General features: G+C 73.1%; 23 protein-coding genes. 14 read left to right on the forward strand and 9 right to left on the reverse strand.

What is annotated here, in order from left to right; translation table 11 throughout:
* Positions 1 to 72: 72 nt before the first annotated feature.
* Both ACIGO8_RS32715 and ACIGO8_RS32720 read right to left on the reverse strand, forming a co-directional pair.
* The gene (locus ACIGO8_RS32715) at positions 73 to 501 is read right to left on the reverse strand and encodes an SRPBCC family protein (RefSeq protein WP_399738246.1); all 429 of its coding nucleotides are present in this window, start codon (positions 499 to 501) and stop codon (positions 73 to 75) included.
* Between the two features lie 69 nt (positions 502 to 570).
* Positions 571 to 783 (reverse strand): hypothetical protein, encoded by a 213-nt coding sequence (locus tag ACIGO8_RS32720; protein WP_399738248.1) that lies wholly within the window; start codon positions 781 to 783, stop codon positions 571 to 573.
* A 286-nt stretch (positions 784 to 1,069) separates the two neighbouring features.
* Between ACIGO8_RS32720 and ACIGO8_RS32725 the strand changes: the two genes are divergently transcribed.
* From ACIGO8_RS32725 to ACIGO8_RS32735, 3 genes are all read left to right on the forward strand, one after another.
* A complete protein-coding gene (locus tag ACIGO8_RS32725; protein ID WP_399738343.1) occupies positions 1,070 to 1,591 on the forward strand; it encodes a Clp protease N-terminal domain-containing protein in 522 nt (173 codons plus the stop codon).
* Positions 1,592 to 1,632: 41 nt separating this feature from the next.
* Complete coding sequence (locus tag ACIGO8_RS32730; protein WP_399738250.1) at positions 1,633 to 2,724, forward strand: EamA family transporter; 1,092 nt, start codon at positions 1,633 to 1,635, stop codon at positions 2,722 to 2,724.
* 179 nt (positions 2,725 to 2,903) lie between these two features.
* Positions 2,904 to 3,869 carry a DMT family transporter gene (locus ACIGO8_RS32735; protein ID WP_399738252.1) on the forward strand — a complete coding sequence of 322 codons (966 nt, stop codon included), beginning with the start codon at positions 2,904 to 2,906 and terminating at the stop codon, positions 3,867 to 3,869.
* A gap of 58 nt (positions 3,870 to 3,927) precedes the next feature.
* On the opposite strand, the gene ACIGO8_RS32740 is transcribed toward ACIGO8_RS32735, so the two are convergent.
* A complete protein-coding gene (locus ACIGO8_RS32740) occupies positions 3,928 to 4,581 on the reverse strand; it encodes an FMN-binding negative transcriptional regulator (RefSeq protein WP_399738254.1) in 654 nt (217 codons plus the stop codon).
* A 19-nt stretch (positions 4,582 to 4,600) separates the two neighbouring features.
* Positions 4,601 to 5,344: a pyridoxamine 5'-phosphate oxidase family protein gene (locus ACIGO8_RS32745; RefSeq protein WP_399738256.1), complete on the reverse strand. Its 744-nt coding sequence runs from the start codon at positions 5,342 to 5,344 to the stop codon at positions 4,601 to 4,603.
* 23 nt (positions 5,345 to 5,367) lie between these two features.
* Here ACIGO8_RS32745 and ACIGO8_RS32750 point away from each other — a divergent pair, with 23 nt between their 5' ends.
* The 3 genes from ACIGO8_RS32750 (at position 5,368) to ACIGO8_RS32760 (ending at position 10,763) form a co-directional block, all read left to right on the forward strand.
* Complete coding sequence (locus tag ACIGO8_RS32750) at positions 5,368 to 6,699, forward strand: aminotransferase class I/II-fold pyridoxal phosphate-dependent enzyme (protein WP_399738258.1); 1,332 nt, start codon at positions 5,368 to 5,370, stop codon at positions 6,697 to 6,699.
* A gap of 273 nt (positions 6,700 to 6,972) precedes the next feature.
* Positions 6,973 to 7,710 (forward strand): hypothetical protein, encoded by a 738-nt coding sequence (locus tag ACIGO8_RS32755; protein ID WP_399738260.1) that lies wholly within the window; start codon positions 6,973 to 6,975, stop codon positions 7,708 to 7,710.
* A 350-nt stretch (positions 7,711 to 8,060) separates the two neighbouring features.
* Entirely contained in the window at positions 8,061 to 10,763 is a 2,703-nt protein-coding gene (locus tag ACIGO8_RS32760) for a hypothetical protein (protein WP_399738262.1), read from the forward strand.
* Positions 10,764 to 10,863: 100 nt separating this feature from the next.
* On the opposite strand, the gene ACIGO8_RS32765 is transcribed toward ACIGO8_RS32760, so the two are convergent.
* On the reverse strand, positions 10,864 to 11,871 hold the full coding sequence (locus ACIGO8_RS32765; protein ID WP_399738264.1) for a DMT family transporter: 1,008 nt from the start codon (positions 11,869 to 11,871) through the stop codon (positions 10,864 to 10,866).
* 74 nt (positions 11,872 to 11,945) lie between these two features.
* Here ACIGO8_RS32765 and ACIGO8_RS32770 point away from each other — a divergent pair, with 74 nt between their 5' ends.
* Positions 11,946 to 12,851 (forward strand): LysR family transcriptional regulator, encoded by a 906-nt coding sequence (locus ACIGO8_RS32770; RefSeq protein WP_399738266.1) that lies wholly within the window; start codon positions 11,946 to 11,948, stop codon positions 12,849 to 12,851.
* 119 nt (positions 12,852 to 12,970) lie between these two features.
* On the opposite strand, the gene ACIGO8_RS32775 is transcribed toward ACIGO8_RS32770, so the two are convergent.
* Positions 12,971 to 13,438, reverse strand: a complete 468-nt coding sequence (locus ACIGO8_RS32775; protein ID WP_399738267.1) for a pyridoxamine 5'-phosphate oxidase family protein — start codon at positions 13,436 to 13,438, stop codon at positions 12,971 to 12,973.
* Positions 13,439 to 13,578: 140 nt separating this feature from the next.
* On the opposite strand from ACIGO8_RS32775, the gene ACIGO8_RS32780 reads away from it, so the two are divergent.
* The gene (locus ACIGO8_RS32780) at positions 13,579 to 14,247 is read left to right on the forward strand and encodes a cysteine hydrolase (protein ID WP_399738269.1); all 669 of its coding nucleotides are present in this window, start codon (positions 13,579 to 13,581) and stop codon (positions 14,245 to 14,247) included.
* On the opposite strand, the gene ACIGO8_RS32785 is transcribed toward ACIGO8_RS32780, so the two are convergent.
* Positions 14,234 to 14,695: a Rieske (2Fe-2S) protein gene (locus ACIGO8_RS32785; protein WP_399738271.1), complete on the reverse strand. Its 462-nt coding sequence runs from the start codon at positions 14,693 to 14,695 to the stop codon at positions 14,234 to 14,236. The genes ACIGO8_RS32780 and ACIGO8_RS32785 overlap by 14 nt on opposite strands.
* A 157-nt stretch (positions 14,696 to 14,852) precedes the next feature.
* Positions 14,853 to 16,211, reverse strand: coding sequence for an ROK family protein (locus ACIGO8_RS32790; protein WP_399738273.1), 1,359 nt, complete (start codon positions 16,209 to 16,211; stop codon positions 14,853 to 14,855).
* A 128-nt stretch (positions 16,212 to 16,339) separates the two neighbouring features.
* Between ACIGO8_RS32790 and ACIGO8_RS32795 the strand changes: the two genes are divergently transcribed.
* From ACIGO8_RS32795 to ACIGO8_RS32815, 5 genes are all read left to right on the forward strand, one after another.
* Positions 16,340 to 17,659 carry an ABC transporter substrate-binding protein gene (locus tag ACIGO8_RS32795; RefSeq protein WP_399738275.1) on the forward strand — a complete coding sequence of 440 codons (1,320 nt, stop codon included), beginning with the start codon at positions 16,340 to 16,342 and terminating at the stop codon, positions 17,657 to 17,659.
* A 14-nt stretch (positions 17,660 to 17,673) separates the two neighbouring features.
* Positions 17,674 to 18,639, forward strand: coding sequence for a carbohydrate ABC transporter permease (locus ACIGO8_RS32800; RefSeq protein ID WP_399738277.1), 966 nt, complete (start codon positions 17,674 to 17,676; stop codon positions 18,637 to 18,639).
* Positions 18,632 to 19,501, forward strand: a complete 870-nt coding sequence (locus ACIGO8_RS32805) for a carbohydrate ABC transporter permease (protein ID WP_399738279.1) — start codon at positions 18,632 to 18,634, stop codon at positions 19,499 to 19,501. The genes ACIGO8_RS32800 and ACIGO8_RS32805 overlap by 8 nt, the downstream gene beginning before the upstream one ends.
* Positions 19,498 to 20,919: a GH1 family beta-glucosidase gene (locus tag ACIGO8_RS32810; RefSeq protein ID WP_399738282.1), complete on the forward strand. Its 1,422-nt coding sequence runs from the start codon at positions 19,498 to 19,500 to the stop codon at positions 20,917 to 20,919. Before ACIGO8_RS32805 ends, ACIGO8_RS32810 begins: the two co-directional genes overlap by 4 nt.
* Positions 20,920 to 21,015: 96 nt before the next feature.
* A complete protein-coding gene (locus ACIGO8_RS32815; RefSeq protein ID WP_399738346.1) occupies positions 21,016 to 23,142 on the forward strand; it encodes a discoidin domain-containing protein in 2,127 nt (708 codons plus the stop codon).
* 91 nt (positions 23,143 to 23,233) lie between these two features.
* Here the strand turns inward: ACIGO8_RS32815 and ACIGO8_RS32820 are convergent, their stop codons facing one another.
* Positions 23,234 to 24,109, reverse strand: a complete 876-nt coding sequence (locus ACIGO8_RS32820) for an NAD(P)-dependent oxidoreductase (protein ID WP_399738284.1) — start codon at positions 24,107 to 24,109, stop codon at positions 23,234 to 23,236.
* A 164-nt stretch (positions 24,110 to 24,273) separates the two neighbouring features.
* On the opposite strand from ACIGO8_RS32820, the gene ACIGO8_RS32825 reads away from it, so the two are divergent.
* Positions 24,274 to 24,588: an ArsR/SmtB family transcription factor gene (locus tag ACIGO8_RS32825; protein ID WP_399738286.1), complete on the forward strand. Its 315-nt coding sequence runs from the start codon at positions 24,274 to 24,276 to the stop codon at positions 24,586 to 24,588.
* Positions 24,589 to 24,595 lie beyond the last annotated feature (7 nt).

Genomic DNA, 24,595 nt, shown 5'->3' on the forward strand with positions numbered 1-24,595 from the left:
GTCGAGCCGTACGACGAAGGGCCCCGCGGCAGATCGCCGCGGGGCCCTTCGCCGTACGGAGCGGCCGGCCGGTCAGCCGACCAGACCGGCGAGCTTGCGCAGCGACTCGGTCAGCGCCGCCGTCGCCGAGTCCTTGAGCTTGCCCGCCATCAGGGACACGGCCGCACCCGTGAACTCCCCGTCGATCCGTACGGTCGTGGCCTGGCCGTCGGGTGCGAGCGAGTAGCGCGTGCCCACGTTGACGCCCATCGGACCCTTGCCCCGGATGGCGAGGACGCGGCCGGTCTCCAGCTCCTCCACCGTCCAGGTCACCTCGGCGGGGAAGCCCATCAGCTTCATGTTCTCCGCGAAGGTCGCGCCCGTCTCCAGGGTCTCGGGGCCGCCGTGGGGGAAGTTCGTGTGGGTGGCGTTCCACTCGCCGTACGAGCCGAAGTCGGTGAGCCGTGCCCACACCTTCTCCGCCGGTGCCTCGATCCGTGCCTCCGCGCTGACTTCGGCCATGGGTCCACCCCTTCACGCGTACCAGTCGGCTTCAGGTGTCGCGGAACGTAGCCGCAGCGGCGTGAACATTCAATACTGATGAACCGTCAGTTCTGCGGGCTCGCCGCCGATCCACCAGATCTGCGCCGAGTCGAACCAGTCCGAGGCGCGCGGACCTCCGGTGTCCTCGTGGCAGTGGAACGCGGCCCAGAAGAGATCGGCCGGCAGCGCCTCCCGCGGCGCGTACACGCGGTAGACGTACTGCCGCCCGTCGAGCGCGAGCAGGGCCACCATCCAGAACATGTCTGAAGGACGACACGGGACGGGCCTGTGGTTGCGTACGGGGCGCAAAGCAAGGCGGCGCGCGCCCCTGGGCGGGAAGTCGCGCGATCTCATCCGTAAGGAGGAGGAACCGCTCGCCCGTGCCCAACCCCGGTGGGATGCGCACATGCTCCTCGCCGGGGATGTCCGGCGCCCCGGCGGCTGATGAGGTGGAAGGGTGCACCCTCCCGTCCCTCCGGCCCCCGTCCCGCCCGGCCCCGGACCCGGCCACCCGGCCGCCCCGTCCGGCCTCGCTCCCGTCCCGCGGCTGCCCCGGCCGCGGCCCGCCGCGCGCCGCGCCGAGCTCGAGGACGGACTGAGCCCGCAGCTCCTGACGGCCCTGACGGCCGCCCGGCGCCGCGCCCTGCGCGACGGCGACCGGCAGATCGACACCGCGCACCTGCTGCACTCGCTGGTCGAGACCGACCCGGAGGTCGCCGCCGCCTTCGACAGCGGCCACCAGCTCGCCCGGATCCTCGGCTACCTCGTCCAGCGGTCCATCGGATACGGGCTGCGCTGGCAGCGCTCGGTCGAGGACACCGGCTCCGCGCTGCCCGTCCTGCGCGGCACCGAGACCACCGCGGCCGGCTGGTCGCCGGCCGCCGCCACCGCCCTCGCGGGCGCCTTCGAGCGGGCGGCGCGGCGCGGCGAGGGCCGGGTCCGCGGCCTCGACCTGCTCGCCGCGCTGGCCGCCGACCCGGCCGGCCGGGCCGCCGAAGTGCTGCGCCGGGCCGGCGTCGACCCGGTCGCCCTGGCCGCCCGGATCGAGGAGCCGTCTCAACAGGTGTAACGGTCCTTACGCTGCTGACCGGGTCCTGTCATGATGGCCCGATGCACGCGTCTCAGGGGAGAAGCGCCGGCCTGGGAATCGCCCTGGCCTCGGCCTTCGCATTCGGTGGTTCGGGAGTGGCGGCCAAGCCGCTCATCGAGGCGGGACTCGACCCGCTCCATGTGGTGTGGCTCCGGGTGACCGGCGCCGCCCTCGTCATACTGCCCGTGGCCTGGCGCCACCGTGACCTGCTGCGCCGCAAGCCCGCCCTGCTCGCCGGCTTCGGCCTGCTCGCCGTCGCCGGCGTCCAGGCCTTCTACTTCGCGGCCATCTCCCGCATCCCGGTCGGCGTCGCGCTGCTCGTGGAGTACCTCGCCCCGGCCCTCGTCCTCGGCTGGGTCCGCTTCGTCCAGCGGCGCCCCGTGACCCGCGCCGCCGCCTTCGGCGTCGTCCTCGCGGTCGGCGGACTCGCCTGCGTCGTCCAGGTCTGGTCCGGCCTCAGCTTCGATCTGCTCGGCCTGCTCCTCGCGCTCGCCGCAGCCGGCTGCCAGGTCGGCTACTTCGTGCTGTCCGACCAGGGCAGCGACGAGGCCGAGCCCGCCGACCCGCTCGGCGTCATCGCGTACGGACTCCTCGGCGGCGCGCTCGTGCTCACCGCCGTCGCCCGCCCGTGGGGCATGGACTGGTCGGTCCTCGGCGGCACCGCCGACCTGGACGGCACCCGGGCGCCCGCCTGGCTGCTGCTCGGCTGGATCGTGCTGATCGCCACCGTCCTCGCGTACGTCACCGGCGTCGTCTCGGTGCGCCGGCTCTCCCCGCAGGTCGCCGGCGTGGTGGCCTGCCTGGAGGCCGTCGTCGCGACCGTCCTCGCCTGGGTGCTGCTCGGCGAGCACCTGGCCGCCCCGCAGATCGTGGGCGGCGCGGTCGTCCTCGTCGGTGCCTTCATCGCCCAGTCGTCGGCGCCGAAGACGGCGGCGGCCGAGCCGGTCGCGGGGTGGGCCGCGGAGGCGTCGGCGGAGGCGGGTGAGGCCCTGGCAGGGAAGGGTCCGGCGGACGCGGGCGCGGAGGCGTCGGCGGAGGCGCTGGTCGGGAAGGGGTCGGCGGCGGCGCGGGGCGAGCGGGCCGGGTTGCCCGGCGAGCGCGACGCCTCGTAGGGTGCCGATCATGCACGCGACCGTTCTTCCGCCTCCCGCCGCCTAGCGCGGGCGGCACCATCCGCTGACGAAGACCGGGCTCGGGCGGGCCGTTTCCAGGCCCCCGAGCGGTTCGTCGCCGCCCGCCCGCGGAGCCGAGCGACCACCGAAACCCCTCGTCTTCCCCGTGGAGAACGTACGTGTCGAACACTTCCGCCTCCGCCCTGTCCACCGGGCGGAGCCTCACCTATCTGATCGTCGCCGGAATCGCCTGGGGCACGGCCGGCGCCGCGGCCTCGCTGGTGTTCCGGACCAGCGACATGGGCCCGCTCGCCCTGTCCTTCTGGCGCTGCGTCGGCGGGCTCGTGCTGCTGCTCGGCGCGCTCGCGCTGCGGCGCGGACCCAAGGCGCCGGGCACACCGGAACCGCGCGGGCGGCGGCTCGTCCGCGTCCTCGGCACCGGGATCGGCCTCACCGTCTTCCAGAGCGCCTACTTCGCCGCCGTCCAGGCCACCGGCCTCGCCGTCGGCACCGTCGTCACGCTCGGCGCCGGACCCGTGCTCATCGCCGTCGGCGCCCGGCTGCTGATGGGCGAACGGATCGGCGCCGGCGGCGCCACCGCCGTCGCCGGAGCGCTCGCCGGGCTCGGTGTCCTCGTGCTCGGCGGCGGCGGAGCCGAGGTCCGGCCGCTCGGCGTCCTCCTCGCCGTCGTGTCCGCCGCCGGCTACGCGGCGATCACCCTGCTCACCCGGTGGCTCGGCCGGGACGCCGGCGGCGGCGACGCACTGTCGACCACCACCTGGGCCTTCGCCGTCGGCGCGGTCGGCCTGCTGCCGATGGCCGCCGCCGAAGGCCTGGTCCCGCACACGGACGCGCCCGGGCAGGTGCTCGCGCTGCTCGTCTACGTCGCGGCCGTGCCCACCGCCCTCGCCTACGCCCTGTACTTCGCCGGCGCGGCCGTGGTCCGCGCCGCGACCGTCTCCGTGATCATGCTCCTGGAGCCGGTCAGCGCGGCGGTCGTCGCGGTCACGCTGCTCGGCGAACGGCTCACCGCCGCCACCGTGGCCGGCACCCTGCTCCTGCTGTGTGCCGTCACCGGCCTCGCCTTCGCCGAGGCCCGTACGGCGGCGGAACGCCGCCGCCGTACGGAGACGGTGACGGTGTAGCGCCTGGTCCGAGGCAGCTCCTGGGAGAGGGAGCGCCCCGCCGCGGGCCAGGGTCTGGTCAGCGGGCGGTTCCGGCGGCGCGGCGGCGGGCCTGGTGGGCCAGGGCCGCCGCGTCGCCGGGGCCCCGGCGGGCGGCCAGGTGCGCCCCGACGCGGTCCTGGACCTCCTGCGGCTTGTTGCCCGCGTACTTGAACTTCGCCCGGACGTCGGTCACCTCGAGCCGCAGCACCCGGATGCCCGGCAGCATGCGGCCGAACGGCGCCTCACCGGGAACCACCGGCGCCGTGCCGCCCTCCGGCTGGAAGTGGGCGACCTGCCGGTTGAGCAGGACCGCCTTCTCGGCCGGGTCGTCGACGACGTGCGCGAGGCAGCGCAGCTGGACGGCCGCGTAGTACGAGGTGGGTGTGCCGTGCTCGCTCGGAGCGCCGTCGGGCGCGGTCCAGTGGCCCGGTACGAAGGCGTAGTCGTCGACGACGCCGAGCAGCACGACGGGATTGCGCTCCAGGTCGCGCCAGAGCGGGTTCGGGCGGGCGAGGTGGGTGATCACCTGTCCGTACGGGCCGGGCTCGGGCTCGTAGCGGAAGTGCGCCGGCTGCACCCACGGCGGCTCGCCGGCGGATCCGTTGACCGCCAGCTGGCCGAAGTCGTGGGCGGCGAGCCAGCTCCGCCACTCGTGCTCGTCGTGGGGCGCGTCCCAGGGATGGATCAGCATGGCGGTGTCCTCCGCGTCCTCAGAGAGCGGCGAGGTAGTCGGGCAGGGCGAGCGCCGGGTCGAGGTCGGCGGCCGGGACCGGAGTGCCGTAGCCGCGCAGGACCGGGACCACGCCGGACCAGTGGGGGAGCGCGGCGTCCTCCGGCTCGTCGTTGGGGCCGCCGGCGCGCACCTTCGCGGAGACCTCGGCGAGGTCGAGGCGCAGGACGGCGGTGGCGGCGAGCTCCTTGGCGTTGCCCGGGCGGGAGTCGGCGGAGCGGCCCGGGACCACGTGGTCGACCAGCGCGTCGAGCGCGGTGCGCAGCTCCTCGGGATCGGTGACCTGGTGGGCGGTGCCGTGGACGACGACCGAGCGGTAGTTGATGGAGTGGTGGAAGGCGGACTTGGCGAGGACCAGGCCGTCGACGTGGGTCACGGTGAGGCAGACCGGCAGACCGGGCGCCGCCTCGCCGCTGCCCGCCATGCGCAGCGGCCGCGAGCCGGTCGAGCCGTGCACGTACAGGTGCTCGCCGACCCGGGCGTAGAGCGTGGGCAGCACGACGGGCGCGCCGTCGCGGACGAAGCCGAGGTGGCAGAGGTAGGTCTCGTCGAGTATCGAGTGGACCAGGGCGCGGTCGTACGAGGCGCGTTCGCGGGAGCGGGTGGGGACGGTGCGCTCGGTGGGCTCGTAGGACCCGGTCGTCGTCCCCGCTGTCTCCGGGGCCGCGCCCGTCGCCGTCTCCGTGATCGTGTCGGTCGTCGCGTCCGCCATTGCGTACTCCATTGCACTAGTGCATACTTAGCTTTGTGCTAGGAGAGTATCGGATCGAAGGCCGTCGCGCATCGGAGATCGCCGCCAGCGTGGAGCGGGGCGTCGGCTCCGGGCAGCTCGCGCCCGGCCAATCCCTGCCGCCCATGCGGGAGTTGGCGGTCACGCTGGGCGTGAACCCGAACACCGTCGCCGCCGCCTACCGCACCCTGCGCGAGCGCGGAGTGATCGAGACCGACGGGCGGCGCGGCAGCCGCGTGCGGTCGGCGCCGGCCACGACGGCGCGCGGATCGATCCGGGTCGAGGCGCCCGAGGGCGTCCGCGACGTGAGCGAGGGCAGCCCGGATCCCGCACTGCTGCCACCGCTCGGCGCCGTCTTCGCCGAGGTCACGCGCGAGTACGCCGAGCGGCCGCCGATGTACGGCGAGGCGCCGGTCGACGAGGACTTCGCACGGCTCGCCCGGGCCGCCTTCGACGAGGGCGGCGTACCGGCCGGGCCGGTCGGCGTCGCGTCCGGCTCGCTCGACGCGATCGAACGGGTCCTCGCCGTCCACCTGCGGCCGGGAGACGCCGTGGCCGTCGAGGACCCCGGCTGGGGCAGCCTCCTCGATCTCGTACCGGCGCTCGGGCTGCGCCCCGTGCCGGTCGCCGTGGACGACGAAGGGCCGCTGCCGGACGCGGTGGCGCGGGCACTGCGGGCCGGCGCGCGAGCGGTGATCGTCACCGACCGGGCGCAGAACCCGACGGGCGCCTGCGTGAGCGAACGGCGCGCCGCCGCGCTGCGCGCGGTCCTCGACGCGCACCCCGACGTGCTGCTGATCGAGGACGACCACGGACACGGGATCGTCTCCCAGCCGCTGCACCCGCTCACCCGAGGAGAGGGCCGATGGGTGTTCGTGCGGTCGGTGGCCAAGGCGTGGGGACCGGACCTGAGGATCGCCGCCTTCACCGGCGACGCCGAGACGGTCGACCGGGTCCTCGGCCGCCAGCGCCTCGGGCCCGGCTGGGTCAGCCGGCTGCTCCAGCGCGCGGTCGTCCACCTGTGGGCCGCCGGCGCGGTCGATCCGGCGGTCGTGGCGGGCTCGTACGGGGCGCGGCGCGACGGCCTGGTCCGTGCGCTCGCCCGGCGCGGCGTCGAGTCGCACGGGTGCAGCGGCATGAACGTCTGGGTGCCGGTCGCCGACGAGACCGGCGCGGTCGCCCGGCTGCTCGCCCGGGGCTGGGCGGTCGCGCCCGGCGCCCGCTTCCGGATGGAGGCGGGCCCGGCCGTCCGCCTCACCGTCTCCACGCTCACGCAGGAGGACCTGGAGCCGCTCGCCGACGCGGTCGCCTACGCGGCGGGCCCGGCGCCCGCCCGCAGCTACGGGTAGGGCCCGGGGCCGCGCCCGCCGGGGCCGGCCTTAGCGGTGCCGGCACCGGTGGGCGTGGCCCGACGGGTGAGCGGCGGGGAACGACCGCCCGCACGAGCCGCCGACCGTGACCCGACCCAAAGGCAGGACCGCGCGACGAGCAAGTCGGTAGAGTCCGTACGTGCGTTGAAGATCCGGGCGGTGGCCACGCGCCACCGCGGACGGTGAAGGCGACCCCGCCACGCGGGGGATGCCCGGCTGCCATGCCCGTCACCTCTCGCCGGAGACAGCACCATGACCCAGCTCATGACCTATGACGCGTTCATCGACCTCGCCACGGCCGACCCGGCCGTGGTCGGCCTCGTCCTCAAGGGCTCCCAGGCCCATGAGGGCATGACCACCGAGCACTCCGACCACGATCTCTACGTGGTCCTCGCGGATGACGCGACGACCGACCTCGTCCGTTTCACCGGGCACCGCAGCCCCGAGCTCGATCTCGTCATCCTCTCCCTGGAGGAGTTCCGTGCCCTCGGCATGCCCGGCTTCGAGAGGTACGCACTCTCCCGCTCACGCATCGTGCTCGACCGGCTCGACGGAGGGATAGCGCACATCCTGGCCCGCAAAGCCCGTCTGGACGCCGATCAGGCATTCCGGGAGGCGGCCGAGTGGCTGGACGCCTATGCCAACTCCCTTTACCGCTCGGTGAAGAACGCGCGTGACGGACATGCCCTCGCGGCCCGGCTCGACGCCGCGGACAGCGTCCGGTTCCTGCTTGAGTTGCTCTTCGCCCTGGACCGCCGGCCCCGCCCCTACAACAAGTACCTGGAGTGGGAGCTTGCCCGATTCCCGCTGCCCGGCTGGGACAGCTCACCTCTGCTGGACACGGTGGGCCTCATCTCGGCCACCGGAGACGTATCCGCACAGCGCCGCCTCTTCGCTCTCGTCGAGACGGCGGCCCGACAGGCCGGACACGGCGCGGTGCTGGACGCGTGGGGAGAGGATCTCCACCTGATGCGACCGCAGGAGACGTAGAGGGGGAGCGCACCGTTCCTGGGTGGTGGCTGACGACATGTCGAAGATATTCGAATGCTTTGCCCCTCGTGCGACGTCCCGGCGAGGATCGCCTTCGCCTCGCCCCCTCATGTCCATGAGGGGGCATCGGAATGCGTCGTACCGGCCGCTGAAGGCAGTACGAGTTCGGGGGGAACATGAAACGGGCGAGACATCGGGTGCCTGCCGCGGTTCTGAACGTGGCGGTGATTCTGGCGCTGGCGGTGAGCGGGTTGCTGGCAGGCAGCTCACCGGCCCGCGCCGATATCTTCGGCTGGTACGTGTGTCAGGACCTGCCTCACGTCGATGTGAACCTCTTGAGCCGGAAGTACGTGACGCGTCCTGTCGGACCCTCCACGGGCGTCTTCAACACGACGGATCAAACCGGCACCCACAAGATCTCCTACACGAAGGAGTACGCCGTCGAGACGGCGACATCCGTGTCGGGCTCCATCGAGGTGAGCTCCGTCATCGCGGCGACCCTCGAGGCAGGCTGGACCCAGACCGTCATAGACAAGACGGTGACGCTCAACGAGGAGACCTACACGGTGCCACCGCACTCGGGTCTCTACGCCCAGCCGTACGTCAGGTTCCTGGAGATCAACTACAGCAGGTTCGGCCCGCCGGAGATGGCCTACTTCGGAGGGACGTACTGGTGCAAGCGCAGTCCCGACGTCACCAAGGCCTGGGCCGTCATTCCGGTGAAGTCGTGGGTGTGCATCTTCACCGGTTCGCCGGAAGACGGGGAATGTCCTCGCGAGGGCCGTGGCGGCAGGGGCGGCGGCGGCCAGCCCGGTGGGACGCCGGCGCCGCCCACCGGCCCTCAGCCCGTGACGTCGGTGTACGGCCTTGCCGACGGCACGCTCCTGTCGACCGGTGACACCGGGCGCGTCTACAAGATGGTCGGCGGTGCTCCGGTGTGGCAGGCGACCTGCGCCGACGACATCTGCGACACGGCTCTGCGACCCACCACCCAGGCGGTCATCGACGCCGGGCCGCGTACTCCGCGCAACGGCGTCTCCGCCGTCGACCAGCAGGGCCGCGTCTACCTGTTCGTGGGCGGTGCCCCGCTGTGGCAGGAGAGCTGCGACGCCCCCGTCACCTGCGGCACGCCGGTCAAGGTGTCGTCGTGGTCCGTCGACGCCCGTGACCACATGAACGCCCGGCCGGCGGACGGACAACTCGTCCAGGCGAAGTCCGGATCCACGGACCTGCCCGTGTCGGTCACGGTCGGCGGCGCCCGGATCCCGTTCGCGACCCCGCAGGAAGTGATCGACGCCGGGTACGGCACCGACTGGGCCAGCCGCGTCGTGGCGATCTCTCCCGGCAGTTACCACGGCATCGGCACCATCCCCGAAGACGGAACCCTCGTCCAGGGTGCTTCTGGCGGCACGTCCACTCCCGTCGCGATGATTCTCGGCGGTGCTGCCATCCCGTTCGCCAGCCCGCAGGAAGTGATCGACGCCGGGTACGGCCCCGACTGGGGCGCGAAGGTGCGTGGCATCCCCTCACGCCACTTCGATCTGCTTCCTCCTGTCCCGCAGGACGGAACCCTCCTCCAAAGCTCTTCGGGCTCCACGCCTGTCGCCGCCATCGTGGGCGGGGGACGGGTGAACTTCGCGAGTCCGCAGGAAGTGGTCGACGCCGGCTTCGGCACCGACTGGGGCGCGAAGGTGCGGGCCGTGCCGGCTCGCGCGTTCAGCGCGCTGCCGACGCAGATCATGGACGGGACGCGGCTGGGGAAGAGCGGGTCGACGTCCGAGGCGGCCGTGGTCGGTGGGGCGCGGGTGGACTTCTGGTCCGCGGAGGAGCGCAACGCGGCCGGCTACGGCGACAGGCCTCTGCAGATGATCCCGGCCCGTGTCTGGGACGCCATGACCACGAAGATCGCGGACGGGACGCGGCTGGGGAAGAGCGGGTCGACGTCCGAGGCGGCCGTGGTCGGTGGGGCGCGGGTCGACTTCTGGTCCGAGGAGGAGCGTAATGCGGCCGGCTACGGCAGCAAGCCTCTGCAGACCGTCCCGGCCCGTGTGTGGGACGCCATGACCACCAGGATCGCCGACGGGACACTGGTCGGCAGGACGGGCAGTACCTCGCAGGGAGCGATCGTCGGCGGGGCGAAGATCCCCTTCATCAGCATCGAGGAACTCCAGGAGGCCGGTTACGGCGACAAGCCCCTGCGCGTCGTCCCGGCCCGGGTCTGGGACGCGCTGTCCACGAAGATCGCGGACGGGACGCGGTTGGGGAAGAGCGGGTCGACGTCCGAGGCGGCCGTGGTCGGTGGGGCGCGGGTGGACTTCTGGTCCGCAGAAGAACGCAACGCGGCCGGCTACGGCAGCAAGCCTCTGCAGATCGTGCCGGCCCGGGTGTGGGAGGCCATGTCCACGAAGATCGCGGACGGAACGCGTATCAAGGACGCGGGTTCTTCGGGTCAGGGGGCGATTGTCGGTGGGGCGAAGATCGCGTTCGTGAGCATGGACGAACTGACGGCCAGCGGCTACGCCGACGACCCCATGCAGGTGGTGCCGAACCGGGTCTGGCAGGCACTGCCCACGAAGATCGCGGACGGAACGCGTATCAAGGACGCGGGTTCTTCGGGTCAGGGGGCGATCGTCGGTGGGGCGAAGATCGCGTTCGTGAGCATGGACGAACTGACGGCCAGCGGCTACGCCGACGACCCCATGCAGGTCGTGCCGAACCGGGTCTGGCAGGCGCTGCCCACGAAGATCGCGGACGGAACGCGGCTGGGGAAGAGCGGGTCGACGTCCGAGGCGGCTGTGGTCGGTGGGGCGCGGGTGGACTTCTGGTCCGCAGAAGAACGCAACGCGGCCGGCTACGGCGACAAGCCTCTGCAGATCGTTCCGGCCCGGGTGTGGGACGCCATGAGCACGAAGATCGCCGACGGAACCCGCATCAAGTCACCGGAATCGCCCACCGTCTGGCTGGTCACCCAGGGACGGCGGACCGCGACGGACGTGGTCACCGGAGCGTGGACCCTTCCCCGGCGGGTGGTCGACTCCCTCCCGCTGAGCTGAGCCGGCGCGCGCGGGAGCACCGCACGTCGCGCGGAGGCCGGCCGGGGAGTCGTCCCCGGTCGGCCTCCTGGGCTCGACCGAGCTGTTACGGGTCGCAGCGCTAGGAGCGGCTCGCGGGAGCCGCAGCCGGAGCCGCGACCTGCTTCGGGGATGTGGCGGTGGGGGCCGCAGGCTGCGGTGTCGGTGGGCGGCGGCGGCTCGGGGTGCGGGTCTGGGTGAGGGCCGCGCCGGCGAGGACGACGATCGCGCCGACCGGTGTGTTCCAGGTGAGGTGCTCGTCGAGCAGGGCGACACCGGCGGCCGTGGCGATGACCGGGATGAAGTACGTGACCATGGACGCCGTCGTCGGGCCGACCTCGGCGACCACGCCGTACTGGAGCAGCATCGCCCAGCCCGTGCCCAGCGCGCCGAGCGCGACGACCGCGAGCAGCGGCAGGAGGTCGACGTCGGTCGGCAGGGACGTGAACAGTGGTGTGACCACCGCCAGCTGGAGGGTCGCGAGACCCACCTGGCCGGTGGCGAGCGACAGGTTCGACGCGCCGGTGCCGGCCAGGGTGCGGCGGACGTAGATCCAGCCGACCGCGTAGCTGAACGAGGCGAGCAGGGCGAGCGCCGTGCCCGTGACGTCCAGACCGGAGAAGCCCTGCCAGGCGCCCAGGACCGTCAGGACGCCGACGAAGCCGATGCCCAGACCCGCCGCCCGCACCCGCGTCGGGCGGTCCTCCGACAGCGCGACCAGCGACAGGACCATGCCCCACAGCGGCGTGGTGGCGTTGCAGATGCCCGCGAGGGTCGAGGGGATCGTCAGCTCCGCGTACGAGAAGAGCGAGAACGGCAGCGCGTTGAGCAGGAAGGCCGCCACCGTCAGATGGCCCCAGGTGCGGGCGCCGCGCGGCAGCCGGTCGCGCTTGACGACGAGGGCGACGGCCAGCACGGCCGTACCGAACAGGAGGCGGCCGAAGGTCACCTGGAACGGGGCGAAGCCCGCCGTGCCGACCTTGATGAAGAGGAAGCTGAAACCCCAGATCAGGGCGAGGACGCCGAAGCGGATGCGCCAGTCGACCGCGTGCGGCCGGCGGGGAGCGGAAAGGGTGGCGGGACGGCTCATGGGACTCAGGGTCGCCGAGCCCACCTCGTAGCACAAGCGAGAATTCCTGGAGTCGATGTCTTAGTATCGCTTACATGTTGAACCTGGAGCGCCTGCGCACCCTGGACGCCGTCGCCCGGCACGGCTCGGTGAGCGGCGCCGCCGAAGGGCTGCACGTGACGACCTCGGCCGTCTCGCAGCAGCTGTCCAAGCTGGAGCGGGAGATCGGCCAGCGGCTCCTCGCCAAGAACGGCCGCGGGATCCGGCTCACCGACGCCGGGCTGCTCCTGGCGGAGCACGCGGCCCGGATCCTCTCCCAGGTGGAGCTCGCCCAGGCGGACATCGAGGCGCAGCGCGGCCAGGTGGTCGGAGAGGTGCGCATCGCCGCCTTCCCGACCGCCATGCGCGGGCTCTTCCCGGCCGCGATCCGCGCGCTGCGCGCCGCCCACCCGGAGCTGCGGGTGCAGACCACGGAGCTGGAGCCCGAGCCGGGCGTCCGCGAGGTGCTGCGCGGGGACTGCGACCTGTCGGTCGTGCTCGACTGGAACAACAAGCGGGCCCCCGTCCCGCCCGGCCTGGAGCGGGCCCATCTCCTCGACGACTCCGCCGACGTGGCCATGCCCGCCGACCATCCGCTGGCGGGGCGGGAGGCGGTGGACCTGGAGGACTTCGCCGGTGAGGAGTGGGTGTCCTGGCCGCAGGGCGAGTTCTGCCACGACTGGTTGATGTTCACCCTGCGCTCCAAAGGCGTCGAGCCGCGGATCGCGCATGTCGCGGCCGACCACCACACCCAGCTCGCCCTGGTCGCCGCCGGGCTCGGCGTCTGTGTCGCCCCGCGGCTCGGCCGGCTGCCGGTCGGGGACGGTGTGGCGTTCGTGCCCGTACGGCAGCCGGTGCGGCGGCACATCTACGCGACCTGGCGCACCGACGCGGGCCGCCGGCCGTCCATCCGCGCGGTCGTCGAGGCGCTGCGGGCGGCGGGCGCGCCCCTCGACGGCTGACCACCGCCGCGGCGCGCGTGTGCCGGGCCGGGCCGGCGGTGGCCTCGGGAGTCGGCGGGACCCCGGGGCTCCGCGCCTACCGGAGCGCGGGCCGACGGGTCGACCGGGGGAGCCCGGGTCTACGGAAGGCCGAGCTTGCGGAAGTCCCAGGAGGCGATCGCGTCCGGGGTGAGCCGCAGCCAGGCGTGCCGGCCGTCGTGCGGCATGGCGTCCAGGCCGAAGTTCTTGGCCGCGAAAAGCCGCTCGACGGCGTCGAGTTCGTCGCACGGCTCGCCGGTGCGCGGAGCCTCGCCCACGAACTCCACCGTGCCCGACAGCTCCACCCCGCGCAGCTCCCCGTAGTCCTCGCCGTCGTCGACCACGACCGCCACCCGGGGCCGCTCCCGCAGCTCGGCCCAGCGGCGGCTGCGGGTCAGCGAGTAGAGCCAGAGCGAGGTGCCGTCCCAGAGGAACCAGAGCGGGCTCACGTGCGGATGTCCGCCGCCCGAGACGGTCGCGACCCGGCAGGTGCGCTGTTCGGCGAGGAAGGTGTCGAGCTCGGCCGGGCTCATCATGATCCGGCGTCCACGGCGCTGTGCGACGGTCATCGTCCGCACCCTTCTGGATTTCTGATGGAGTGTCAGAAATCATGGGGGCTCGGCAGCCGAGGTGCAAGCAGGAGGACACCGTGGAGCAGAAGGACCGGCTCGCAACGCAACGGCTCGCAACGCAACGGCCCGCGTCACAAGTGTCGCAACGGCTGGCGGCACAAGCGTCGCAACGGCTCGCGGAGCAGCTCGATCCCGCGGGCACCGTGCTCCTGACCGTCGAGTGCCAGCGCGGCGTCGTCGGCGAGGACGGCGCCCTGCCCGAACTCGCCGCCGTCGCCCGCTCCTCGGGCGCACTGGAGCGGATCGCCCGGCTCGTCGCCGCCGCCCACGAGGCCGGTGTCCAGGTGCTGCACGCCGTCGCCGAACGGCGCCCCGACGGGCGCGGCGCCAACCGCAACGCGCGCCTCTTCCGTGCCGCCGCCCGGCTTCCCGTCCAGCAGCTCAGCGGCAGCGACGCCGTGCGGATCGCCGAACCCATCGAGCCGGCCGAGCAGGACCTCGTCGTCCGGCGCCTGCACGGCCTGTCGCCGATCGCCGGCACCGACGTCGACGCCCTGCTGCGCAACCTCGGCTGCCGGACCCTCGTCGTCACCGGTGTCTCCGCGAACGTCGCGGTGCCCAACGCCGTCTTCGACGCCGTCAACCTCGGCTACACGGTCGTCGTGCCCGGTGACGCCGTCGCCGGAGTGCCGGCCGACTACACGCCGGCCGTGCTCCGGCACAGCCTCGCGCTCGTCGCCACCGTCACGACCACCGACGACGTCCTCGCCTGCTGGAAGGCGCCCGGGCCGGTCAGCCGAGCCTGATCGCGTCCCCGGTCACCTCGATCGGTGCCGGCTCCAGCGGCCGGGTCGCCGGACCCTGCTTGACGCTGCCGTCCGAGAAGTCGAAGTGGCTCTGGTGGCACGGGCAGACGATGACGCCGTCGCTCACCCGGGACACGCTGCAGCCCTGGTGCGTGCAGCGCGAGGAGAACGCCTTGAACTCGCCCGCCTTCGGCTGGGTGATGACGAGCCCCTGGTCGGCGAGCACCTTGCCGCCGCCGACCGGGATGTCGCCGGTCCGCGCGAGCGGCGCGCTCTGCTCCGTACCGCCGGAGGAATCCGTACCGCCGGCCGAGTCCTTGCCTCCCGTGCCGCCTCCCGCCCCGCCGTCCGCGCCCGTGCCCTGCTCCGTCCCGCAGGCCGCGAGGGCCGCCGTCAGACCCGCCCCGCCCGCCGCCGCGACGACCGTCCTGCGCGCGACACCGCTCATGCCGTTCCCCTTACTTCACCGTCATCACCGCCGCCACCGTCGTCACGGCGCCGGCGTCTCGTCACCGGGCCATCGTGTCGGACCCGGCCGCCGCGCGCCACGGGCACGTGCCGACTGCTCATGAGGCGGTGCCGCCGCCTCGGCCGTACCTCCAGGTCTAGTACGCCCGCTCCCGGACCGTCGTCGTCCACGGCGGCTGCTCCCGCGGCGGGCTCTCCACGGTCGGCGGCTCGGCCCGGCGGCCGCCGCGGGCGAAGAAGTCGGCGAGCGGGAGGATGGCGGCGCCGATGGTGACCGCCTCCGGGCCGAGGGTGCCGAGGCCGATGGTGACCCGGGCCGCCGGATAGCGCAGGGCGTACTCCCGCGCGTACTCCCGCACGCCGTCGAGGAAGCGGTGGCCGAGCTGGAGTCCGGCCCAGCCGCCGACCAGGATCCGCTCCGGCTGGAAGAGGTTGATCAGGTCGGCGAAGCCCGCACCGAGATACTCGGCGGTCTCGTCCAGGACGGCGAGGGCCGTCGGGTCCGGGGCGCGCCCGGCGTCGTCCGGCGGGTAGGCGGCGGCCAGCATCGCGGTGAGCGCCGTCTCCTCGTCCGCGCCGGCCGGCGGCCGGCCGCCCGCCTCGCGCCACCGCTCGAGCAGCGCCTCCGCGCCCGCGTACGCCTCCAGGCAGCCGCGGGCCCCGCAACGGCAGCGGCGTCCCCGCACCCGTACGGTCAGATGGCCCCACTCCAGGGCGCGGCCGGGGCCCAGCGGGTCGGTGGCGACACAGGCCCCGACGCCCGAGCCGAAGAGCACGAAGACCGCGCTGCCGGCGCCGCGACCGGCGCCGAACCACAGCTCGGCCTGGCCGAGCGTCCGCGCGCCGTTGTCGATCCGGTACGGGACGGAGGCGGGCAGGTCGACCGTCTCGCGCAGCATCCGCTCCAGCGGCACGGCGTCCCAGCCGATGGTCTGCCCGTGCACGACGGCGCCGCCCGAGCCGCCGCCCTCACCCCGCTCCGAGCCGCCGTCCGTGGGGCCGTGGGCGACGATGCCCGGGACGCCGACACCGACGCCGAGCAGCCGGCCGGCGTCCATGTCCGCCGCGCGCAGCACCTCGGCGATGCCGTCGCGGATGTGGCCGACGACGAGCCCGACCTCGTAGCGGTCGTGCGGTTCGGGACTGTCGACGGCCAACGCCCGCTCGGTGCGGGCGAGTTCGGTCAGGGTGAGGTCGAACAGCTCGATCCTGATCCGGGTCTCGCCCACGTCGACGCCGATCATGCAGCCGCTGCCGGGACTGATCCGCAGCAGCGTGCGCGGGCGTCCGCCCGCGGAGTCGACGCTGCCGGCCTCCTCGACCAGGCCCTCGGCGACCAGTTCGGCGACGACGTTGCTGACCGAGCCGGAGCTGAGACCGGTGGCGGGCGCGAGCGAGAGCCGGCTCGTCGGGCCGTCGAAGTACAGCCGTTGCAGGACCGCCGTGCGGTTCTCCCTTCGCAGGTCGCGCACCGTGCGCCCGTTCGTTGCTCGCACCTCAACCCCCCGTTTCTCGCGGCCTGTTCGGCAACATACACCCGGCGCGAAGCCTTGACGCGCCCTTCTCTTGGAGCTTAACTCACGCCGTGAATTAAGCGACCTCACCGAAAGGGTTCCGAGGAGTCATGCGCAGAATCAGAGCCGCGGTCACCGGCGTCGCCGTCCTCTCGCTCGCCCTCACCGCGACCGCCTGCGGCGGCGGCACCACCGACGGCTCGGGCGGTTCCGCCTCCGGGCCGAGGACCCTCACCTACTGGGCGTCCAACCAGGGACCGAGCGTCGAGGCCGACAAGAAGGTGCTCCAGCCCGAACTCGACCGGTTCGAGAAGGAGACCGGCATCAAGGTCAGGCTGGAGGTCGTGCCCTGGTCCGAACTGCTCAACCGGATCCTCACCGCCGCCACCTCCGGCCAGGGCCCCGACGTCCTCAACATCGGCAACACCTGGAGCGCCTCCCTCCAGGCGAGCGGCGCCCTGCTGCCCTGGGACGAGAAGAACTTCGACGCCATCGGCGGCAAGGACCGCTTCGTCGAGTCCGCGCTCGGCTCCACCGGAGCCCAGGGCCAGGACCCGGCCGCCGTCCCGCTCTACTCCATGGCCTACGCGCTCTACTACAACAAGAAGATGTTCGCCGACGCCGGCATCAGCGCACCGCCGGCCACCTGGGACGAACTCACCGCGGCCGGCCGCAGGCTCGCCAAGGACGGACACTCCGCCCTCGGCGTCGAGGGCGCCAACCCCGCCGAGAACATCCACCACGTCTTCGTGCTCGCCAAGCAGCACGGCGCCGACTTCTTCACACCCGAGGGGAAGGCCGACTTCACCAACGACGGCGCCGTCGCCGCCGTCAAGCAGTACGTCGACCTCATGGCCGCCCACAAGATCGTCGCGCCCGGCAACGCCGAATACGCCCAGAACCAGTCCCTCAGCGACTTCGCCAAGAACCGCACCGCCATGGTCCTGTGGCAGACCCCCGCCCAGACCTTCGCCGCCCAGGGCATGAAGCCCGACGAGTGGGGCGTCGCGCCCGCGCCCGTGCCCTCCGGCACGCCCGGCCAGGGCACCCGGATCAACTCCATGGTCGCCGGCATCAACCTCGCCGTCTTCAAGAACACCGGCAACCGCGAAGGCGCCCTGAAGTTCGTGAAGTTCATGACCTCGGACGCCGAACAGAAGACCCTCAACCAGGCCTACGGCTCCGTCCCGCCGGTCAAGACCGCGCAGGCGGACCCCGCCTTCGCCGGCCCGGCGCTCGCCGTCATCCGCGACACCCTCGCCAAGAGCGCCGCCGCCCTGCCGCAGGTCCCGGAGGAGTCCCAGTTCGAGACCGTCGTCGGCACGGCCGTCAAGGAGCTGTTCGCGGACGCCGCCGCCGGCCGCCCCGTCACCACCGAGTCGGTGCGCGCCAAGCTCGACAAGGCCCAGCAGCAGATGCCCAGGAAGTAGCCGCGGTCCCCGACATGACCGCCCTCCCGGCCTCCCGCACCCGCGCCCGCACCGGCGCGCCCGCCCGCGTCCGTACCCGCAGGCGCCTCGCCCTCCCGTACCTCCTGCTGCTGCCCGCCCTGCTCCTCGAACTCCTCGTCCACCTGGTGCCGATGCTCATGGGCGCCGTCATGAGCCTGAAGGAGCTCACCCAGTTCTTCATCCGCGACTGGACCGCCGCGCCCTGGGCCGGCCTCGACAACTACGCCGTGTCCGTCGACGTCGACGCGCCCGTCGGCCAGGCGCTCCTGAAGTCCTTCGGCACCACCTGCGTCTTCACCCTCGCGTCCGTCGCGCTGTGCTGGCTGCTCGGCACCGCCGCCGCGATCCTCCTCCAGGACGGCTTCCGCGGCCGGGGACTGCTGCGCACCCTCTTCCTCGTCCCGTACGCACTGCCCGTCTACGCCGCCGTCATCACCTGGGCCTTCATGTTCCAGCACGACAACGGCGTGATCAACCACGTCCTGCACGACCAGCTCGGCATCGGCGACACACCCGCGTTCTGGCTGATCGGCGACAACAGCTTCTGGGCGCTGCTGACCGTCTCCGTCTGGAAGGGCTGGCCCTTCGCCTTCCTCACCCTGACCGCCGGACTCCAGAACATCCCCCGCGAGACCTACGAGGCGGCCGCCCTCGACGGGGCCGGCGTCTGGCGGCAGATCCGGCACGTCACCCTGCCCTCCCTGCGCCCGGTCAACCAGGTCCTCGTCCTCGTGCTGTTCCTGTGGACCTTCAACGACTTCAACACGCCCTTCGTGCTCTTCGGCAAGGCGGCGCCCGAAGCGGCGGACCTGATCTCGCTGCACATCTACCAGTCGTCCTTCCAGACCTGGAACTTCGGCACCGGCTCGGCCATGTCCGTGCTCCTGCTGCTCTTCCTGCTCCTCGTCACGGGCGGCTATCTGCTGCTCACCTCACGCGGACGGAGGACCCGTGCGTAACCGGACCGCCCCACCGTCACCGACCGCCCCGGCCCGCTCCTTCCTGTGGACCCGGCGGATCTTCCTCACGCTGCTCACCGGATTCGTCCTGCTGCCGGTGTACGTGATGGTGTCCAGCTCCCTCAAACCGCTCCAGGACGTCTCCGGAGAGTTCCGCTGGCTGCCCTCCGGACTCACCCTGCGGCCCTACGCCGACATCTGGCGGACCGTGCCGCTCGCCGACTTCTTCGTCAACTCCGCGATCGTGGCGGGCGCGGCGACCGTCTGCTCCGTCACCGTCGCCCTCTTCGCCGCGTACGCCGTCAGCCGCTACGACTTCCGCGGCCGGCGGGTCTTCACGGTGACCGTCCTGTCCACCCAGATGTTCCCCGGCATCCTCTTCCTGCTGCCGCTGTTCCTGCTCTACGTCAACATCGGCAACGCCACCGGCATCGCGCTGTTCGGCTCGCGCGGCGGACTGATCCTCACCTATCTCACCTTCTCGCTGCCGTTCTCCGTCTGGATGCTCGTCGGCTACCTCGACTCGATCCCGCGCGACCTCGACGAGGCCGCCCGGGTCGACGGCTGTGGACCCGTCGGCGCGCTGCTGCGGGTGATCGTCCCCGCCGCCGTACCCGGCATCGTCGCGGTCGCCGTCTACGCCTTCATGACCGCCTGGGGCGAGGTGCTCTTCGCCTCGGTCATGACCACCGACACCACCCGCACCCTCGCCGTCGGCCTCCAGGGCTACGCCGGCCAGAACGACGTGTACTGGAACCAGGTGATGGCCGCCTCCCTCGTGGTCAGCGTCCCCGTCGTCGCGGGCTTCCTCCTCCTCCAGCGCTACCTCGTCGCCGGCCTCACCGCGGGCGCCGTCAAATGACAGACCGTCAGCGACCCATCCGAGAAAGGCAGTCCGTGTCCGACGACCGCACCGCACCCCTCGACCTCGGCGCCTTCCCGCCCGGCTTCGCCTGGGGCACGGCCACCTCCGCGTACCAGATCGAGGGCGCCGTCGCCGAGGACGGCCGCGGCCCCTCCATCTGGGACACCTTCGCCCACACCCCGGGCGCCGTCGACAACGGCCACCACGGCGACACCGCCTGCGACCACTACCACCGCTGGCCCGAGGACATCGCGCTGATGAAGGAGCTGGGCACCGACGCCTACCGGCTGTCCGTCGCCTGGCCCCGGATCGTCCCGGACGGCGACGGCCCGGTCAACGCCGCCGGACTCGACTTCTACGACCGGCTCGTCGACGGCCTCCTCGAGGCCGGCATCACCCCGTCCGTCACCCTCTACCACTGGGACCTCCCGCAGGCCCTGCAGGACCGCGCCGAGGACTGCCGGGGCGGCTGGACCGAACGCGCCACCGCCGAACACCTCGCCCGCTACGCCTCCGTCGTCGCCGCCCGCCTCGGCGACCGCGTCACCCAGTGGGCCACCCTCAACGAGCCGCTCTGCTCGGCCTGGATCGGCCACCTCGAAGGACGGATGGCACCCGGCCTCACCGACCTCACGGCGGCCGTCCGCGCCTCCTACCACCTGCTCCTCGGCCACGGCCTCGCCACCGCCGCCGTCCGCGCCGAGGCGCCCGGCGCCCGGGTCGGCCTGGTCACCAACCACTCCACCGTCGAACCCGCCACCACCCGGCCCGAGGACGTCGCCGCCGCCGTCCGCGCCGACGGCCACACCAACCGCTGGTGGCTCGACCCGGTCTACGGGCGCGGCTTCCCGGCCGACCTGCGCGAGCTGTACGGCGTCGAGCTGCCCGAACGTCCCGGTGACGAGGAGACCATCGCGGCCCCGCTCGACTGGCACGGCCTCAACTACTACTTCCCGGTCACCGTCGCCGACGACCCGGACGGGCCGGTCCCGCACGCCCGCGAGGTACGGCCGCCCGGCCTGCCCCGTACCGGCATGGACTGGCCCGTCGACGCCGGCGGCCTCGAGGCCTTCCTGCTGCGGCTGACCGAGGAGTACGGCGTGCGCCGCCTCTACGTCACCGAGAACGGCTCGGCCTTCCCCGACTCCGTACGGCCGGACGGGCGGGTCGACGACCCGGACCGCACCCGGTACCTGGAGGAGCACCTGGCCGCCTGCGCCCGCGCCCTGCGCAAGGGCGCACCGCTGGCCGGCTACTACGCCTGGTCCCTGCTCGACAACTTCGAGTGGGCCTACGGCTACGACAAGCGGTTCGGCCTGGTCCACGTCGACTACGCGACCCAGCGCCGGACGGTCAAGGCCAGCGGCCGGCGGTACGCGGACCTCATCCGCGCCCACCGGGCGCAGGCCGGCTGACTCGTACGTTCCCCCCACCGAGAAGGAGCCGTCATGTTCCGCTCCCGCACGCGTGCACACCGCCCCAGGATCCGTCCGCCCCGCTCCCGCGGCCGGATGCTCGCCCTCGTCACCGCCCTGCTCGGCGGACTGCTGGCCGTCGCCCCGGCCACGGCCGGCCAGGCCGGCGCCGCCGCACCGGCCCTGTTGTCGCAGGGCCGGCCCGTCACCGCCTCCAGCCAGGAGAACGCCGGCACCCCCGCGGCCGCCGCCGTCGACGGCGACCTCGGCACCCGTTGGTCCAGCGCCTTCGCCGACCCGCAGTGGATCCAGGTCGACCTCGGCGCCCCGGCTGCCCTCAGCCGGGTCGACCTGCGCTGGGAGACCGCGTACGCGACGGCGTACCGCATCGAGACCTCCACCGACGGCGCCGCCTGGACCACCGCCTACACCACCACCACCGGGCCCGGCGGCACCGAGTCCCTGCCGGTGTCCGGCACCGCCCGCTACGTACGCCTGCACGGCCTGACCCGCGCCACCGGCTGGGGCTACTCGCTCTGGGAGTTCCAGGTGTACGGCACGGCCGGCGGCGGCACGACGCTGCCCGGCGGCGGTGACCTCGGGCCCAACGTGCACGTCTTCGACCCGTCCACACCCGGCCTCCAGGCCACCCTGGACGAGGTGTTCCGGCAGCAGGAGTCGGCCCAGTTCGGCACCGGCCGGCACGCCTTCCTCCTCAAGCCCGGCACCTACAACGGGATCAACGCCCAACTCGGCTTCTACACCCAGATCGCCGGCCTCGGCCTGCGGCCCGACGACACCACGATCAACGGCGACGTCACCGTGGACGCGGGCTGGTTCAACGGCAACGCCACCCAGAACTTCTGGCGCTCGGCCGAGAACCTGGCCCTCAACCCGGTGAACGGCACCGACCGCTGGGCCGTGTCCCAGGCCTCCTCCTTCCGCCGGATGCACGTGCGCGGCGGACTCAACCTCGCGCCCACCGGCTACGGCTGGGCCAGCGGCGGCTACATCGCCGACAGCCGGATCGACGGCCAGGTCGGCAACTACTCGCAGCAGCAGTGGTACACCCGCGACAGCGCGATCGGCGGCTGGTCCAACTCGGTGTGGAACCAGGTCTTCTCGGGCGTCGAAGGCGCCCCGGCCACCGCCTTCCCCGAGCCGAAGTACACGTCGCTCGACACCACGCCGATCTCCCGCGAGAAGCCCTTCCTCTTCTACGAGGGCGGGCAGTACAAGGTCTTCGCGCCGGCCAAGCGCGTCGGCGCCCGCGGCGTCAGCTGGTCCGGCACGCCGCAGGGCGAGACCGTCCCGCTCAGCCGCTTCTACGTGGTCAGGCCGGGCACCACCGCCGCCACCCTCAACCAGGCCGTGGCGCAGGGACTGCACCTGCTGTTCACCCCGGGCGTCTACCACGTCGACCGCACCGTCGTGATCGACCGGCCCGGCACCATCGTCCTCGGACTCGGCCTCGCCACGCTCGTCCCCGACAACGGCGTCACCGCGCTGCGGGTCGGCGACGTCGACGGCGTGCGGCTCGCCGGGCTCCTCATCGACGCGGGCCCGGTGAACTCGCCCACCCTCCTGGAGATCGGCCCGCAGGGCGCCGCCGCCGACCACGCGGCCGACCCGATCACCGTCCAGGACGTCTACCTCCGGGTCGGCGGCGCGGGCGCCGGCCGCGCCACCACCGCCCTGGCGGTCCACAGCGACGACACGATCGTCGACCACACCTGGGTCTGGCGCGCCGACCACGGCGACGGCGTCGGCTGGGAGACCAACCGGGCCGACTACGGCGTGCGCGTGTACGGCGACGACGTCCTCGCCACCGGCCTGTTCGTCGAGCACTTCAACAAGTACGACGTGGAGTGGTTCGGCGAGCGCGGGCGCACCGTCTTCTTCCAGAACGAGAAGGCGTACGACGCACCCAACCAGGCCGCCGTCCAGGACGGCCCGTACAAGGGCTACGCCGCCTACCGCGTGGACGACTCCGTGACCACGCACGAGGGCTGGGGCCTCGGCAGCTACTGCTACTACAACGTCGACCCGACGATCCGGCAGGACCACGGCTTCCGCGCACCGGTCAGGCCCGGCGTGCGGTTCCACAGCCTGCTCGTCGTGTCCCTCGGCGGCAAGGGCCAGTACGAGCACGTGATCAACACGACCGGCGCCCCGACCTCGGGCTCCGACACCGTTCCGTCGACCGTCGTCTCGTATCCCTAGGACACGGGCTCGGAAGGGATCACCCGCGGTTCTCCGCGGGTGATCCCGCTCAGGCGTCGAATGATCCCGCTCAGGCGTCGAATGATCCCGGTCAGGCGTCGAAGCCGGCGAACCAGGCCGCGGCCATGTCCTTGTCGCCGTGTCCCTGGGCCGCGGCCCGCCGGAAGCGGCGGTGGCCGGCTTCGGTGGCGTCGAGCCGGACGCCGGAGCGTTCGGCGGCCTCCAGGACGAGCCGGGCGTCCTTCTCCGCGTTGTCGACGGTGAACTGGGGCGTCCAGTCGCGGTTCAGGACCGCGGCGGACTTGCCCTGGAAGAAGCCGCTGTCCAGGGGGCCGCCGGAGACGACGTCCACGAAGTGCTCCGGGTCGACGCCCAGCCGCCCGGCGAGCGCGAGGGCCTCGCCCACGCCGTGGGTGAGGGCGCCGACCCAGACGTTGAGGACCAGCTTCAGCCGGCTGGCGGCGCCGCTCGCACCGTCCTCGCCGACCCACACCGTGCGCGCGCCGACGAGGTCGAACAGCGGCTGCACGGTGGGGCGCACGCTCGGCGGCGCGGCGGCCAGGACGACCAGCGTGCCCAGCTCGGCCGGTTGGCGCGAGCCCTGGACCGGCGCGTCGACGAAGACGAGGCCGGCCTCCTCGGCGAAGGCCGCCAGCTCGTCGACGGCCTCGCCGACGGTGCTGACCTGCACCCAGACGGTGCCGCGGGCGAGCTTCGGCGCCGCGGCGCGGACGGCGTCGAGGACGCGCGGCCCGTCGCTGAGGACGGTGAGCACGACGTCGGCGCCGTCGACCGCCTCGGCCGGGCTGCCGGCGACCTGGACGCCGTCGGCGGCGAGGGCTTCGGCCTTGGCGCGGGTGCGGTTCCACGCGCGGACGGTCAGGCCGCCGGCGGCCAGGTTGCGGGCGACGGGGGCGCCGATGACGCCGGTGCCGAGGACTGCGATGACCGGCTGTGCGGAGGTCATGTCCGGACTCCTGGAGAGGTGGCTCGAGGGACGCGGCGGATGAGGCACGCGGTTCGAAAATTTTCGTACCGGGCTACCTTAGGCACGGCGGCGACGGCGCCCGCAACCTTTCGCGGGCGCCCGTCACATGTCTGTCATCCGTCCGCGCAACCGGGAGGTCCGCGATGCCCGTCGAGCTGTTCCATCCGCCGCTGGACGCCGTCGAACTCGACGCGGTGTACGCGGCGTTGGCCGACCGGCACCGGCGCGCCGCGGTCGTCCGGCTGGCTCGTACGCCGCAGGCCGAGGTGCCCTGCGCGGCGCTCGACCTGCCGGGCGCCAAGTCCACCCGCTCGTACCACTGGAAGGTGCTCCGCGAGGCCGGCCTGGTCCTCCAGCGCAGCTCCGGCACGGGCATGCTGCTGCGGCTGCGGCCGGACTTCGACCGGCGCTTCCCGGGCCTGCTCGACAACCTGCTGGCCCTGACGGACGGGCAGTGAGCCCGCC

The sequence above is a fragment of the Streptomyces sp. NPDC053493 genome (assembly GCF_044544825.1).
GTDB lineage: Bacteria > Actinomycetota > Actinomycetes > Streptomycetales > Streptomycetaceae > Streptomyces.

Bases quoted from the DNA above. Each gene is read 5' to 3' on its own strand.
- ACIGO8_RS32755 (WP_399738260.1), top strand. From the start codon at position 6,973: ATGACCCAGCTCATGACCTATGACGCGTTCATCGACCTCGCCACGGCC.
- ACIGO8_RS32715 (WP_399738246.1), bottom strand. From the start codon at position 501: ATGGCCGAAGTCAGCGCGGAGGCACGGATCGAGGCACCGGCGGAGAAG.
- ACIGO8_RS32820 (WP_399738284.1), bottom strand. From the start codon at position 24,109: ATGACCTCCGCACAGCCGGTCATCGCAGTCCTCGGCACCGGCGTCATC.
- ACIGO8_RS32775 (WP_399738267.1), bottom strand. From the start codon at position 13,438: ATGACCGTCGCACAGCGCCGTGGACGCCGGATCATGATGAGCCCGGCC.
- ACIGO8_RS32765 (WP_399738264.1), bottom strand. From the start codon at position 11,871: ATGAGCCGTCCCGCCACCCTTTCCGCTCCCCGCCGGCCGCACGCGGTC.
- ACIGO8_RS32785 (WP_399738271.1), bottom strand. From the start codon at position 14,695: ATGAGCGGTGTCGCGCGCAGGACGGTCGTCGCGGCGGCGGGCGGGGCG.
- ACIGO8_RS32795 (WP_399738275.1), top strand. From the start codon at position 16,340: ATGCGCAGAATCAGAGCCGCGGTCACCGGCGTCGCCGTCCTCTCGCTC.
- ACIGO8_RS32815 (WP_399738346.1), top strand. From the start codon at position 21,016: ATGCTCGCCCTCGTCACCGCCCTGCTCGGCGGACTGCTGGCCGTCGCC.
- ACIGO8_RS32720 (WP_399738248.1), bottom strand. From the start codon at position 783: ATGTTCTGGATGGTGGCCCTGCTCGCGCTCGACGGGCGGCAGTACGTC.
- ACIGO8_RS32825 (WP_399738286.1), top strand. From the start codon at position 24,274: ATGCCCGTCGAGCTGTTCCATCCGCCGCTGGACGCCGTCGAACTCGAC.
- ACIGO8_RS32745 (WP_399738256.1), bottom strand. From the start codon at position 5,344: ATGGAGTACGCAATGGCGGACGCGACGACCGACACGATCACGGAGACG.
- ACIGO8_RS32770 (WP_399738266.1), top strand. From the start codon at position 11,946: ATGTTGAACCTGGAGCGCCTGCGCACCCTGGACGCCGTCGCCCGGCAC.
- ACIGO8_RS32740 (WP_399738254.1), bottom strand. From the start codon at position 4,581: ATGCTGATCCATCCCTGGGACGCGCCCCACGACGAGCACGAGTGGCGG.
- ACIGO8_RS32810 (WP_399738282.1), top strand. From the start codon at position 19,498: ATGACAGACCGTCAGCGACCCATCCGAGAAAGGCAGTCCGTGTCCGAC.
- ACIGO8_RS32800 (WP_399738277.1), top strand. From the start codon at position 17,674: ATGACCGCCCTCCCGGCCTCCCGCACCCGCGCCCGCACCGGCGCGCCC.
- ACIGO8_RS32730 (WP_399738250.1), top strand. From the start codon at position 1,633: ATGCACGCGTCTCAGGGGAGAAGCGCCGGCCTGGGAATCGCCCTGGCC.